Source organism: Streptococcus mitis (assembly GCF_047462815.1).
Classification (GTDB): domain Bacteria; phylum Bacillota; class Bacilli; order Lactobacillales; family Streptococcaceae; genus Streptococcus; species Streptococcus mitis_DO.
In genome coordinates this window covers 49901-64479 of sequence record NZ_JASHFB010000002.1, presented here as the reverse complement: position 1 = coordinate 64479, position 14579 = coordinate 49901, and the positions used below count along the sequence as shown (strand labels likewise).

The following is a 14579-nucleotide window of genomic DNA, read 5'->3' as shown; positions in this document are numbered from 1 at the left end:
TTTTCTTATTCTGAATCTTTTGGTGTTTCTGTATATTCTTTCTTAGGTTTGTGGTCCTTGTGATGACGTTGGCGGTGAGAACGCTCTGATTTTTCACCTTTTTCATCACGTTCAGGTTTTGGAGGACGAGGAAGAAGGGCTTTCATAGAAGCATCCACACGTCCTTTTTCATCAATCTTGATAACCTTAACATCAACTTCATCCCCGATTGCTACCAAGTCTTCGACATTATTGGTACGCGTCCAAGCCATCTCAGAGATATGAACAAGGGCATCTGTCTTATCAAAGAGGTTAACAAAGGCACCAAATTTCTCGATACGAACGACTTTAGCACGGTAAACTTCATCTACTTTGGCTTCACGGACCAAACCAGCAATAATCTCTTTAGCACGATTAATGGCATCTTGATCGCTAGAGTAGATAGACACATTTCCTTCTTCATCGATATCAATCTTAACGCCTGTTTCAGCGATAATCTTGTCGATAGTTTCTCCACCCTTACCGATGACAATCTTAATCTTGTCCACATCAATCTTGATGGTATCAATTTTCGGAGCAGTTGGAGCCAATTCTGGACGAACTTCTGGAATGGTTGCTTCAATCACATCAAGGATTTCAAAACGCGCTTTCTTGGCTTGGGCAAGGGCCTCTGTCAAGATTTCTGCAGTAATCCCTTGAATCTTGATATCCATTTGAAGGGCTGTAATCCCGTCACGAGTACCTGCAACCTTGAAGTCCATGTCTCCAAAGTGGTCTTCCAAACCTTGGATATCTGTCAAGACAGTGTAGTTGTTTCCATCTGAGATAAGTCCCATGGCAATACCAGCTACTGGCGCCTTGATTGGCACACCACCAGCCATAAGGGCAAGAGTTCCAGCACAGATAGAAGCCTGAGATGAAGAACCGTTTGATTCCAAGACTTCTGCTACCAGACGGATAGCGTATGGGAATTCTTCCAAGCTTGGCAAGACTTGAGCAAGGGCACGCTCTCCAAGAGCACCGTGACCAATTTCACGACGACCTGGTGCACCGTAACGACCAGTTTCCCCTACAGAGTATTGTGGGAAGTTATAGTGGTGCATAAAGCGTTTCTTGTACTCTGGATCCAAACCATCAATGATTTGAGTTTCTCCCATTGGAGCCAAGGTCAAGACTGAAAGAGCCTGAGTTTGTCCACGAGTGAAGAGACCTGAACCGTGCACACGAGGAAGGAAGTCAACAACCGCATCCAAAGGACGGATTTCATCAACCTTACGGCCGTCAGGACGAACCTTATCTTCTGTGATCAAACGGCGCACTTCAGCGTGTTCCATTTGTTCCAAGATTTCAGCCACATCACGCATGATACGGTCAAATTCTTCGTGGTCTGCATATTTTTCTTCGTAAACAGCAGTTACTTGGTCCTTAACTGCTTGAGTTGCAGCTTCACGAGCCAATTTTTCTTCTACTTGAACCGCTTTTTGGAGGTCACTGTTGTAGGCTGCGATAATTTCAGCCTGCAATTCAGCGTCCACATGAAGCAATTCTACTTCTGCTTTTTCTTTACCGACTGCCGCAACGATTTCTTCTTGGAAGGCAATCAATTCTTTGACCGCTTCGTGCCCTTTAAGGAGCGCTTCCAGCATGATTTCTTCTGATAATTCTTTAGCGCCAGACTCTACCATGTTGATAGCGTGTTTAGTCCCAGCTACTGTCAATTCAAGAAGAGATTGCTCTGCTTGTTCTTGCGTAGGGTTGATGATGATTTGACCATCCACATAACCCACTTGAACACCAGCGATTGGACCGTCAAATGGAATATCTGAAATGGAAAGTGCCAAGGATGAACCAAACATAGCAGCCATTGGTGCAGAAGCATTTTCATCATAAGAAAGCACAGTGTTAATCACTTGCACTTCATTACGGAAACCTTCCGCAAACATAGGACGGATTGGACGGTCAATCAAACGCGCTGTCAAAGTCGCATCCGTTGAAGGACGTCCTTCACGTTTCATAAAGCCACCAGGAAACTTCCCAGCTGCATACATTTTTTCTTCGTAGTTGACTTGGAGAGGGAAGAAATCCCCAGTTGCCATCTTCTTAGACATAACGGCAGCAGTCAAGACAGTTGACTCACCGTAACGTACAACAACAGAGCCATTTGCCTGCTTAGCAACCTGACCAGTCTCTACGATTAACTCACGACCCGCAAAAGTCGTTTGAAACACTTGTTTTGTCATTTTAATCCCCTTTGGATTGATGAAATTATACGCCTTGCCTACAAAGATCAAGATACAAAGCCGTTAAGCAACTCAAAGGAAAATAGGAAATCGGACGACGGAGCGACTGCTCCTAGGCAGATTTATCTTTTTCCACAGAGTTGTAGGCGTGTTCAATTCTCAAGATACCAAGGACGTCAAAAGCAAAGTAAAAATAGGAAACTGACGAAGTCTTCGATGAAGACAAGACAGTTTATCTTTTTTACACAGCTTTTCGGCCGGGTTCAATTACTCAAGATACAAATCATTAGAAAGTTTTGATACTAAAGTATCTAAACCTTTCACGCTAATTGCTATCAGACGATTAGCTAAATGCTTTACTAACTCTCTCGTCAAATAACGTCGATTTGACTCGTTCGTTCGCTCAAACTAAATACTGAAAAGAACAAATTATGAAAAATTTTCTGTCATAAAATTGAGAATCGACAAAGCATTTGAAATTTTAATACCCTCATCTTTGTATCAAGTACGTACAGAGTCTATTTTATCATATTTTTCTTAAAAAGTGCGGTCTTTACCATTAAAAAGGAACCATTCCCCTCACCTGAGAAGAATGGTTTGCTTTTTATTATCCTAGAGACTGATGATTAAACAAGGCATGGGTTGCTTGATGAATGTACTTTGCTGTATCCGCATTGTTCATAGTGTAGAGATGTACACCGGCAACATCCTGAGTTACCAAGTCCACGATTTGGTCCACTGCATAGGCAAGTCCTGCTGCTCTGAGCGACTCAGGGTCATGCTCATACTTGTCTAAGATGGCTTTAAATTTGCGTGGAAGGTGGATATTCTCACAAGTCTTCAAGAGACGGAGAGCCTGATTTCGATTCAGAATTGGCATAATCCCTGCATGAATAGGAACATCAATCCCAGCCAAAATGCACTTGTCTTGGAAATCATAGAAGCGCTCATTGTCAAAGAAAAGCTGAGTTACAAGACTGGAACAGCCTGCATCCACTTTCTTCTTAAGATTTTGAATATCTGAAATCTGATTTGGTGAATCTGGATGCCCTTCTGGATAACAAGCACCAACAATATCAAAGTGAGGAGCTTGTTCCTTGATGAACTCAATCAAGTCCGTTGCATAGCGGAAATCCTTTTGTGGCTCCACATCAGGGATAATATCCCCACGCAAGGCCAAGATTTTCTGTACCCCAACCTTGTCTAGGTCGGCAATGGTTTCAGCAACCATGTCCTTAGTCAAATAGATGGCTGGCAAGTGAGCAATAGTCGGAATCGCCAAGTCATTTTGGATAAAGTCAGCCAAACGAACCGTCGTTTCCTTGATATTAAATTTATTATTACTGGCAGTCACACTAATAAAGTGAGGGGCCAACTCCTGCATATCTTGAAGAGCAGAAATAATTTTATCATTACCCACTGCTGGGTTTGGAGGGAACACTTCAAATGAGAGTGACGGTGTTTGGCGTGACATAGTCATTATCCTTTTCTAGTTGATTTCTTACTGATCAACCATGTATGGAGAAATGTCTTTTCTTACAATTTCTCACGCGCAGCTTTAGCTGCTTCAACAAGGCGGATCAAGCTTTCTTTTGTTTCTGGAATACCACGTGTTTTCAAACCACAGTCAGGGTTAATCCAAACTTTCTTGCTTGGCACTTTAGCAAGGATGGCTTCGATAGTGTGGTCGATTTCGCCTTCGTTCGGCACACGAGGTGAGTGGATATCGTAAACCCCAGGTCCCACTTCTGTTTGGAAGTTTTTCGCTTTGAGTTCGTCCAAGATTTCAAGGTTTGAACGGCTAGCCTCAAATGAGATAACGTCCGCATCCAAGTTATCGATAGCTGGGATGATATCTGTAAATTCTGAGTAACACATGTGAGTGTGAATTTGTGTATCTGGCGCTACTGTTGAGTGTACCAAGCGGAAGGCAGGAATTGCCCAGTCAAGGTAGTCTTCGTACCAGTCGCTACGACGGAGTGGCAATTTTTCACGAAGAGCAGCTTCGTCGATTTGGATGATTTTCACACCAGCAGCTTCAAGGTCAAGCACTTCATCCTTGATAGCAAGGGCGATTTGAAGAGTAGAATCCTTGATAGAGATGTCTTCACGAGGGAATGACCAGTTGAGGATGGTAACAGGTCCAGTCAACATACCTTTAACAGGTTTGTTTGTACGGCTTTGTGCATAGCTAGACCATTTAACAGTGATAGGGTTAAGACGAGTGACATCACCCCAGATGATTGGTGGTTTCACCCCGCGCATACCGTATGATTGTACCCAACCATTTTTAGAGAAGAGGTAACCTGACAAGTTTTGACCGAAGTACTCAACCATGTCATTACGCTCAAACTCACCGTGAACAAGGACATCAAAGTCGATATCTTCTTGCCATTTAATCCATTCATCGATCGTTTCAGCAAGGAAAGCGTCGTACTCTTCTTGAGACAATTCACCTTTACGGTAAGCCAAACGTTTAGCACGAACTTCTTTTGTTTGAGGGAATGAACCGATAGTTGTTGTTGGAAGAGCTGGAAGTTTGAAAGCTTCTTCTTGGATAGCTTCACGTTCTGCAAAAGCTGGCAAACGAGTGTAGTCTGCGTCTGTCAAGCCAGCTATACGCGCACGAAGTTCTGCATTTTCACCCACACGCTCAGTCGCAAAGAGTTCTTTATTTGCTGCAAGAGCTTCTGCTCCTTGACCGTTGCGGATAGCATCCAAATCACGGATTTCATCCAATTTTTCAACCGCAAAAGCAAAGTGGTTCAAGATAGCTGGTTCAAATTCTTCATTAGCTGTTGTGAATGGCACATGAAGAAGTGAGCATGAGCTTGTCAAGACAATGTTTTCAGCTGGGATTTGCTCAAGAACAGCCAAGCTCTTTTCGTAGTTGTTACGCCAGATGTTTTTACCATTGACAATACCTGCATAGAGAGTCTTGTCTGCTGGGAAACCACCTTTAACAAGTTCAAGAGTTTTCTTACCTTCAACGAAGTCCAAACCGATAGCATCAACTGGCAAGTTTACAAGGTCAGCGTAAACGTCACGAACGTCTCCGAAGTAAGTTTGAAGCAAGACTTCGAGACCTTTTTTGTCAGCCAAAAGTTTGTTGTAGAGGTTCAAGAAGAGTGCTTTTTCTTCGGCTGTCAAGTCTTTGACAAGAGCAGCTTCGTCCAATTGGATGCGAGTTGCACCAAGTTCAGCCAATTTTGCAAAAACTTCTTGGTAAGCAGCCACTAAGCTGTCTACGAAGTCTTCTGCTTTCACACCTTCTTCAAAGTCTGACAATTGAAGGAAAGTGAATGGACCTACAAGAACAGGACGAGTGTTCAATCCAAGTTCTTTAGCTTCTTGGAACTCATCGAAGATCTTGTGACCTGCAAGTTTGACTTGAGTGTCTTTTTCAAATTTAGGAACGATGTAGTGGTAGTTGGTGTTGAACCATTTCTTCATTGGAAGGGCGCGAACGTCCCCTTTTTCTCCTTGGTAACCACGACCCAAAGCGAAGTAGCGCTCAAGGTCAGACAAGTCCAAGTTTTGAACTGAAGCAGGTACCACGTTGAAAAGGAAAGCTGCATCTAGGAAGTTGTCATAGTGAGAAAAGTCATTTGATGGAATTTCAGTGATGCCTTTTTCTTTGACAATGTTCCAGTGTTTCGCACGCAAGTCTTTTGCAGCTGCAAGGAGTTCTTCTTCTGAGATTTCTTTTCTAAAGTATTTTTCAGTTGTAAATTTTAATTCGCGGAATTCGCCCAAACGAGGGAAACCGATGATTGTAGTTGACATGATGTGTCCTCCAAAATTTGTTGTTGAAACTATCTTAACAGAAAAGAAATCATCTGTATAATTGTAAAAAATTAGGCTTTGATATAGTTTGAAACTATATCTCCGTTTTGAACAAAAGAAAAAGACCTGAGACAAATGCCTCAAATCCTTTGTGTAGCTTGTTTTATAGGCGTATTCCGGTTAGAATGCTCAAACGCGTTATTAGTAATTCTTATAAGTGACTATGGCTTGTTATTAGAAAAGACTATAAGTCAATCCCCTTCTCTCGGAGATTGACCAGGCACTCCTCATAGTATGTAGCATCATGCTCACTATAGATAGGACTTTTCAGCTTTTCCTCTACTAAATCTTGATAAGGAGGGCAGGTCTTACCTCGGTAGTTCTTGTCCAGCCACTCTGGACTGACCTTAAAGCCTCGTTTACCCATCTCCTCCATAATCAAGTCATGATAGGCATAGAGACGATAGGGCGAGTGGGTAAAGACGTAGTCAACCGTCGAATGCTTTCTGCCCCAACCGTTGCCACGAAGAGCGCAGCATTCTCGATGCTGCCCCAAAAGTTGAGGACGAGGAAGCTGTGAAATCAAAGCCTCATGCCAAAGTCTCATGACAATCTCCTTTCAGTAACGTTGAATGTTGCAAATAGGTATTTGGATAGCGATCAAGCAAGTCTCGAGTCTTAGCAATCAAGTCTTCCTGAGAACCCTGACCAAAGCGGTAGCGATCAAGCAAGAGCATATAGTCCTTGCGCTCAGCATCTGTCGCTTTCTTTTTAAAATAGCCCCAAATATGCTGAAAGGCATTGCAAACCTGACCCCTGTGTTCTGGAATCTGGCAGGCACGGTCAATCATCTCCTGAACCTGACTCACCTCCACCTCTTCATTCTTGAGATACTGACGAATCTCATTGTAAATATTGCTAGAATGACTCAAAACGAGGTATTTGTTTCTAGCCCAGAGTTGTTGGCAAAGGGAACGTTGGTTGTTAGTTTCCATCTTTCTCCTTACTTTCTATCAGTTTCCAGGAAATATGGAAACAAAGTTGTATTTAAAAAATGAGTGAATTATAAGCGAATCAATATTTTTTGTAGCTCCTGATTTTTCTAATAAATCGTGTTCGACAACCCCTTAAATACCTGAATAAGTCTCTACTAACAACTGAATCTTACGTAAAACTTCTTGCTTTTTCCGTTCACGCGCTCCCTGTCTACGAGAAGTTGGTGGAATAATCGAATCCAAATCAGTCCCACTATTTTCAGCATAACCTCGTTGAATTGATTTGTCGATAAACAATTGATAGTCATCTACAAGTTTCTCAGCCTCAGCGAGGTCTTGAATCGCGATTTTCTTGCGCTCCTTGCCATATTCGTAGAAAGCATGGATAATCCCATCATGGTCTTTCAATTTTTGCAAATCGGTGTCATTGATAAATCCAATAACCAACTCTTCTTTGGCACGGATATCAATACTAGAACGAATCACACGACTAACTTCTGCTTTCATTACTTCTTTAGACTCAGAATTCTTCGATTTTTCAACAATCAATGCCAAGATATAGTCTAGGTTAATCTCATCAGTTTTTAGTAATTCAATTTCAAATTCAACATCTGAAAGGTCAATCTCTAAATCTTTAATCTTTTCATAGTGTTTAAGGTTCAAAAACTCATCTCGAATTTCCACATAGGCACTTCTTAAATCCTGAAGATAACCTTCTGAAATAGGTTTGTCGATTTCTTGGAATTCATCATAATTTCGAAGAACATTATCAAGTTTCAACAACTCACCAAATAACTTAACAAACTCTTTTTTCTCATGCTCTGTCTCAATTTCTTGCGGGTTCGGGAATCTTTCCAAAATTTCCTGACAGACTGTAGTATATCCTTTGACCTCAATACCTGTTACTTGGTCAACGAAACCATCCATGTATTCACTAAAACTTTTTTCTAAGATGATTTCAAGCTTATTTGTATCTCCAAAAGTCTTAATAGCTTCTTGCGTAGCCTTTTCTAAATCACGGAAACAAACGATATTGCCAAAAGGTTTAACCTCGTTAAAAATTCGATTAGTTCTAGAGAATGCCTGAATCAATCCATGATAACGAAGATTTTTATCGACAAAGAGAGTATTCATTGTTGGAGCATCAAATCCCGTCAAGAACATTCCCACTACAATCAGTAAATCCACTTCCTTAGACTTAACTCGTTTTGAAAGGTCTCGATAATAATTTTGAAACTCTTTCCCATCAGTCGAAAAGTTGGTCTTGAACATTTGATTATAGTCATAGATTGCTTTAGAAAGAAACTCTTTAGATGAAAGAGACATGGCTGTATCTTGAGGGTCTAGCTCTTCATCTTGAATCTCTCCATAAGCTGACTGTTCTTCGTTAGGCGCAAAGCTAAAGATAGTAGCGACCTTCAAACGCTTAACTTCTGGTAGAGTTGCCTGTTGCTGCTGGAGTTCTTCATAGTATAGTTTTGCTGCTTCAATACTTTGTACAGCCAACATAGCATTAAAACCTTGCATCTTTTTTTGTTTATGAGTGTAATATTTACTCCGATGCGTCTTGTCATTATAAACTCTCAACAGGTACTCTGTAATGGTTGCTATCCGTTCTGGATGCAATAGGAACTCCTTCTCCATCTTTTTGAGTTTCTTCTCATCAATCTCTTGACCAACTGCTTTTTCAGCTTCTCTATACTTGTTTATTTCAGGCTTGATATAGTTATAGTCGACTTTGAACTTCAAGACTTTTTTATCTCGAATAGCATCTGTTATAACGTAGTTATGAAGTTGCTCTCCAAAAACCTCTTGTGTTGTTTCTCCTGTTAAGCTATTTTCTGGGAAAATCGGAGTACCTGTAAATCCAAATAAAGCATACTGTTTAAAAGCTTTTTTGATACGCTTTTGCGCCTTTCCAAACTGGGAGCGATGGCACTCGTCAAAAATCAAGACACATTTCTTACTGTAGATTTCATGATTTGGATTTGCTGTTATAAATTTATTTAACTTCTGAATAGTTGTGACAACGATTTTACCATCATTTTCTTCAATATTACGTTGGAGTTCTTTTGTATTGTTACTACCATTTACTGAATTTGGTTGGAATTTTTGATATTCCTTCATGGTTTGATAATCTAGGTCTTTTCTATCCACCACAAATATCACTTTATCAATATAGTCCAACTCTGTTGCTAAACGAGCGGTCTTAAAGCTGGTCAAAGTTTTCCCAGAACCCGTCGTATGCCAGATATAGCCACAAGCATTAATCGTACCGAAATTCTTCATTTCATTTGTGGAATGAATCTTTCGTAAAATACTCTCTGTTGCAGCTATCTGATAAGGGCGCATGATGAGCAAGGTATTATCAGCATCAAAGACACAATACTTGGTTAAAACTTCTAAAAGAACTCGTTTGCTCAAAAAGGTAACAGCAAAGTCTTCCAGGTCGTGAATTGTTTTATTTTTGCGGTCTGCCCATTCACAAGTGAACTCATAATGATTTTTATTTTGAGCCGTTGTATTGGCAAAATAGCGTGTATAAGTACCATTCGAAATAACAAAAATCTGAATATACTTATACAAAGAATTCTCGCTATTGAAACTTTCCTTACTATAACGGTGAAGCTGATTAAAGGCTTCTTGCAGACGAACTCCTCGTCTCTTTAATTCAATCTGAACTAATGGAAGACCATTCACTAAAATCGTGACATCATAACGGTTGGTATGGCTACCCACTTGGGTCACTTGGTTGATGACCTGCATGCTGTTGTTATGAATGTTTTTCTTATCAAGGATGAAAATATTTTTAATTCGTCCATCATCAAAGACAAAATCATAGATATAATTCTCTTGGATTTTTCGAGTTTTTTCAACTAATCCTTCATTGGGACAATCCAGATACTCTACTACAAAGCGATCCCACTCAGCATTCGTAAAAGTCACCTTATTGAGTTTTTCTATTTGCACCTTTGCATTTGCTAAGAGCTCTTCAGGTGTATGAATATTTAAGCGTTCATAGTTGAGATGATTCACCAAATCAGAAATTAACTGATTTTCTAAATCAGCCTCTGTCTGATATTCTCTATCCGTACGATACTCTGGTTGATACTCAGCCAAGAGAATCCCTTCATTTGTTTCCGCAATTACTTCATGTATTTTTGAATAGTCAACCATAGCATGCTTCCTTTTTTTGTTTTAATTGAGATCCTATCTCATAATGATTAAAGAATTTATCTAGTAAAGTTTAATAATTGTTCTCTCCAGTATTCATACTGTTTCTGTCTTAGTTCAATTTCCTTTGGAAGGCCCTCAGAAAGAGAGTTGGTTAAGGTGTTAAAATTATCAAGAGTGGAGACGATTCTTACTTGTTCGGAAAGGGGCGGTAAGATAAACTTATATTGCATAATAGCTTGCTTATCTCCTCGGGGCATCTTAGAACCTTTTGAATATTGCACATTATAATAAAAGAATCGATCATCTGACAAAATATAATATAAATATTTGTTTTCCATACAAGAGATTATAGAATTGTGAACTGTCAAGACATCTCCACTTGTCCCACCAACTTGATTCGAAAACCAAATTTTTTTGAGATAAGGTCTGATATTACCAATCAGTATATCACCCTGATTATAGGTTGTAACACTTCCTTGATCAGGTAAAAATGTAGCAACTGCTTTCCCTTTTCTATCTTGCAACAAATTATCAACTCCAACATAAGTTTCAGGAGTTAAATCTGCCACACTAATCCTCTTTTGACTATATTCTGCAACTGCTCCCAACTTCACTCGAATTGGTCCAAATACCCACTGTAAAAGCTTGATAATAGCGGAGTTGTCCCACTCCTCTACTCTACTCTCAGTGTACACGCCTTCGGCGGCGAATGTCAAGAGTTTTTCTCTAAAAAAATCGTACTGTTTTTGACGTAGTTCAATCTCCTTGGGCAGTCCGATGTTGAGGTCATGACAAATCGTATCAAAGTTGTCTAAAACTTGAACAATGCGAGATTGAATTTCGAGGGAAGGGACTGGAATTTTAAATTTTTCAGTATCATTACTAGAAATTTGTGGCATCTGCATATTATTAGCGATGTTTTGAAAATGTTCTTTATTATGAACTAAGTAATGATAAATATATCTTAAATTGATATTTTCATTGTCTGAACTGTATGACCAAAATTCATTTTTAAAACTAAATGGTTCTGTGCAGTATTCAAAATCAATAATTCCACGAGATTTTACAACAATTGCCTCTTCTGTGTGAATATCATTATCGGGAATATCTCCATAGTTCACATCAGCGTAAGTCTTTCCTCCTGCAAAGATACGGATTGGCGCACCATCTTTGTGAAGTAATTTCATCTGACTAGCTGTAATTTTAGTTCCTTTTCCTTTTTTAAGACATTCGTTCAACTTCTTCCACTCTACCTGATAAACTTCGTCCTCAAATGATAAGAGTTTATCTCGATAATAAGAATATTGCTTTTTACGTGAGGTCAATTCTGAGGTCAATTCTGTAACATAATCGGTGAATTTGTCAAGTATTTGTACGATTTTTTCTTGAATTTCTAAGGGAAGAATGGGGATTTTGATTTTCCCCATAACATTAGACATCAGTTTTGGATTTCCCATTCCAGATGAAACATATTTCTTAGTTGAAATCGCTAAATAATAATAAACAAACTTTGTAAGGAGTTGGGCACTATTAATCTCTACTAATCCACAGACATTGGTGATACTAAATTTTCCTTTGCGATAAAAAACTGTTCCAGCGTTTGCCCCATCAGTTGTCCAAGTTATATATTCTCCATCGTATTCAAAACTTGAAATTCTTCCAATTTCCCCATTGTTAGCTGTTTGAGAAGAATATACTGGATATTCTCCTTTATTTTCTTCTAAGAACTGTTTTGACATTACCTTGCCACGAGATAATTTCGCTACATTTTTATCCCCCAACTCTTTCCATTCAACAGGACAGTTTTGGATTTCTTCTAGGATGTTCATTAGTTACCTCCTTCCTTGGCTAGATTTTCAATACTTTTGATTTCCTTGAGATAATCTTTTTCAACTTGACTGAGGGTCTTGGCTTGGTAGCTCTTATATTCCTTATCTACTTTATGCTTCATCTGTTCACGAGAGATAGAACCACTATTGTCCAGCAAGTCTTCTCCAGTAGCCTGAAGTATTCGATCAACGTGAGCCACCCAGTCAGCCATGGTCATGACTTCTTCTCGCTCTGCCTGTCTTTCAGCAAAGTCTAGATATCCTGATACAAGCTGGTTAAGCCCACGGAGTTCCTTTTCTGTCAGATAATTCTTGGCAACTTTTGCTTCAGATAGAGTAGGGAGGTCGCCCTTAAAGGTAGTTAAGCCCAGAAACTCCTTTTCACTATCAATACGATTGTAGATTAGTTCGCTGGCAGTATTGTGGTGAATAGCATAATGCATCTTGTTTTGAACCGTCGCAAAGAACTTCTTTGCCTCTGGTGAATTTGCATTGTAGTCGCTTGATGTAGCAAAGAGATCCAAGACCTGACGGTAAAAGACTTTTTCACTCGAGCGAATGTCTCGGATTCTTTCAAGGAGTTCTTTAAAGTAAGAGCCTCCACCCAAGTTTTTCAAGCGCTCATCATCCATGGCAAAGCCTTTGATCAGATACTCTTTTAAGACTGTCGAAGCATAGTGTCTGAACTGGATTCCACGAGGGGAACGCACACGATAACCAATCGCCAAAATCATATCGAGATTATAAAAGGCGACTTTTTTTGACTGAGTTTTACCAGCCATTGCACCGTGTCGAGTGGTTGTCAACTGATAGTTGACAACCACTGCTTCATCCAATTCACAGTCTTCAAAGATAGCCTTGATATGTTTACTAATATTTTGCTTGGAAGTTTGAAAGAGCTCAGCTAGTTCTTGTTGGCTCAGCCAAACCGTTCCATTATCCAAATGAAGTTCAATAGCAGACTCCCCGTCATCAGTTCTATAGAGAATCACATCATTTGCCATAGCTCAGCTCCTCTACAATCTTGTCTATCTCTGCACGCAAGTGGTCAATTTTGGCAACAGTCTCAGCTATTTCTTTATTGAGAACATCTATATCAATCTTCTCACGTGTATCTTCTTGTTCGACATAGGTTGAAACAGATAGGTTATAATCCTGCTCTGAACCAATCACATCATTATCAACAAGAGCAGATTTATAGTCAACATTTTGATAATTAGAGAATAATTCAACTATATGTTCGATATTGCTATCCGTCAAAACATTGTTGTTAGTTTCTTTTTTGAATTCCTTACTCGCATCGATAAAGAGCGTTTTGTTCTCTAGTTTATTTTTTGCCAAAACCAAGATCGTCGTTGCGATAGAAGTTCCAAAGAAGAGATTGTCTGGAAGAGAAATCACTGCTTCAACAAAGTTGTTATCTACTAGATACTGACGAATGGTCTTTTCAGCTCCTCCACGATAGAAAATTCCTGGAAAACATACAATAGCAGCTCGACCTTTATTGGACAAGTGATTTAGACTATGCATGATAAAGGCAAAGTCAGCTTTTGACTTAGGAGCTAGCTTACCAGCTGGCGCAAAGCGGTCATCATTTATTAGAGTTGGATCTCCATCTCCCACCCATTTGACAGAATACGGGGGGTTAGAAACGATAGCATCAAATGGTTTTTCTTCTAAATGTTGAGGATTTAAAAGGGTATCTCCTCGCTTAATATCAAAGTTATTGTAGTTGATATTGTGCAAGAACATATTCATACGAGCCAAGTTATAGTTCGTCATGTTAATTTCTTGACCAAAGAATCCATCTTCTAGAATATGGTCTTCATATTGTTTTTTCATTTGAAGAAGAAGAGAGCCTGAACCACATGTTGGGTCATAGACCTTGTTAATCTTGTCCTTGCCGACCATCACTAGGCGAGCTAGTAGTTTAGAGACTGTCTGAGGTGTGAAAAATTCACCCCCACTTTTTCCTGCATTACTAGCATAGTTGGAAATCAAGAACTCATAAGCATCCCCAAAGGCATCGATGTCATTTTCCTCAAAGTTGCCAAAGTTAATACTATTGATACCATTTAGAATGTCAGAAAGTCGTTTATTTTTTTCTGGAACAGTTCCACCAAGGATATTGCTTCGTGTATCCAAGTTATCAAACAAACCTTTGATATCATCCTCTGATTTGAAGCCAATCGCTGATTTCTCAATAGCTTGGAAAATATTGGCCAAGTCTTCGTTTAAATTTTCATTTTGCGAGGCATTCTCGACAACATTTTTAAATAGTTGACTCGGAAGAATAAAGAATCCCTTATCCTCAACTGTTCCTGGTTTGAAATCTTGCTCAGCTTCTTGGTCACTCAATTCAGCATAACGAAATTCTAAGTCGCCAGCTTCATGCTCAGCGCGGTCAAAATAATCAGCCATATGCTCTGAAATAAAGCGATAGAAAAGGATACCTAGGATATATTGCTTAAAATCCCAACCATCTACAGCACCACGAACATCGTCCGCAATCGCCCAAATTTTACGATGCAGCTCCTTGCGTTCTGCATTTTCTTTACTTGCCATTTTTACTT

At 39.6% G+C, this 14579-nt stretch carries 9 protein-coding genes; all 9 read right to left on the bottom strand.

The window, feature by feature from the left end; all coding sequences use genetic code 11:
* Window positions 1–5 precede the first annotated feature (5 nt).
* Window positions 6–2219 (bottom strand): polyribonucleotide nucleotidyltransferase, encoded by a 2214-nt coding sequence (pnp, locus tag QM865_RS01305; protein WP_414305834.1) that lies wholly within the window; start codon window positions 2217–2219, stop codon window positions 6–8.
* 607 nt (window positions 2220–2826) lie between these two features.
* Complete coding sequence (gene metF, locus QM865_RS01300) at window positions 2827–3693, bottom strand: methylenetetrahydrofolate reductase [NAD(P)H] (RefSeq protein WP_203176000.1); 867 nt, start codon at window positions 3691–3693, stop codon at window positions 2827–2829.
* A 62-nt stretch (window positions 3694–3755) separates the two neighbouring features.
* Window positions 3756–6005 carry a 5-methyltetrahydropteroyltriglutamate--homocysteine S-methyltransferase gene (gene metE, locus QM865_RS01295; protein ID WP_201058358.1) on the bottom strand — a complete coding sequence of 750 codons (2250 nt, stop codon included), beginning with the start codon at window positions 6003–6005 and terminating at the stop codon, window positions 3756–3758.
* Between the two features lie 244 nt (window positions 6006–6249).
* On the bottom strand, window positions 6250–6612 hold the full coding sequence (locus QM865_RS01290) for a TIGR02328 family protein (RefSeq protein WP_414305833.1): 363 nt from the start codon (window positions 6610–6612) through the stop codon (window positions 6250–6252).
* Window positions 6596–7000, bottom strand: coding sequence for a YbgA family protein (locus QM865_RS01285; protein WP_414305832.1), 405 nt, complete (start codon window positions 6998–7000; stop codon window positions 6596–6598). Before QM865_RS01285 ends, QM865_RS01290 begins: the two co-directional genes overlap by 17 nt.
* A gap of 132 nt (window positions 7001–7132) precedes the next feature.
* Window positions 7133–10177, bottom strand: coding sequence for a type I restriction endonuclease subunit R (locus QM865_RS01280; RefSeq protein WP_414305831.1), 3045 nt, complete (start codon window positions 10175–10177; stop codon window positions 7133–7135).
* Window positions 10178–10233: 56 nt separating this feature from the next.
* Entirely contained in the window at window positions 10234–12006 is a 1773-nt protein-coding gene (locus tag QM865_RS01275) for a restriction endonuclease subunit S (protein WP_414305830.1), read from the bottom strand.
* Window positions 12006–13010, bottom strand: a complete 1005-nt coding sequence (locus QM865_RS01270; protein ID WP_414305829.1) for a virulence RhuM family protein — start codon at window positions 13008–13010, stop codon at window positions 12006–12008. The genes QM865_RS01275 and QM865_RS01270 overlap by 1 nt, the downstream gene beginning before the upstream one ends.
* On the bottom strand, window positions 13000–14571 hold the full coding sequence (locus QM865_RS01265) for a type I restriction-modification system subunit M (RefSeq protein ID WP_414305828.1): 1572 nt from the start codon (window positions 14569–14571) through the stop codon (window positions 13000–13002). Before QM865_RS01265 ends, QM865_RS01270 begins: the two co-directional genes overlap by 11 nt.
* Window positions 14572–14579 lie beyond the last annotated feature (8 nt).

What these genes read in the sequence shown, in the direction of transcription:
- pnp (WP_414305834.1), bottom strand. Translation starts at nt 2,219, where the DNA reads ATGACAAAACAAGTGTTTCAAACGACTTTTGCGGGTCGTGAGTTAATC.
- metF (WP_203176000.1), bottom strand. Translation starts at nt 3,693, where the DNA reads ATGTCACGCCAAACACCGTCACTCTCATTTGAAGTGTTCCCTCCAAAC.
- metE (WP_201058358.1), bottom strand. Translation starts at nt 6,005, where the DNA reads ATGTCAACTACAATCATCGGTTTCCCTCGTTTGGGCGAATTCCGCGAA.
- QM865_RS01290 (WP_414305833.1), bottom strand. Translation starts at nt 6,612, where the DNA reads ATGAGACTTTGGCATGAGGCTTTGATTTCACAGCTTCCTCGTCCTCAA.
- QM865_RS01285 (WP_414305832.1), bottom strand. Translation starts at nt 7,000, where the DNA reads ATGGAAACTAACAACCAACGTTCCCTTTGCCAACAACTCTGGGCTAGA.
- QM865_RS01280 (WP_414305831.1), bottom strand. Translation starts at nt 10,177, where the DNA reads ATGGTTGACTATTCAAAAATACATGAAGTAATTGCGGAAACAAATGAA.
- QM865_RS01275 (WP_414305830.1), bottom strand. Translation starts at nt 12,006, where the DNA reads ATGAACATCCTAGAAGAAATCCAAAACTGTCCTGTTGAATGGAAAGAG.
- QM865_RS01270 (WP_414305829.1), bottom strand. Translation starts at nt 13,010, where the DNA reads ATGGCAAATGATGTGATTCTCTATAGAACTGATGACGGGGAGTCTGCT.
- QM865_RS01265 (WP_414305828.1), bottom strand. Translation starts at nt 14,571, where the DNA reads ATGGCAAGTAAAGAAAATGCAGAACGCAAGGAGCTGCATCGTAAAATT.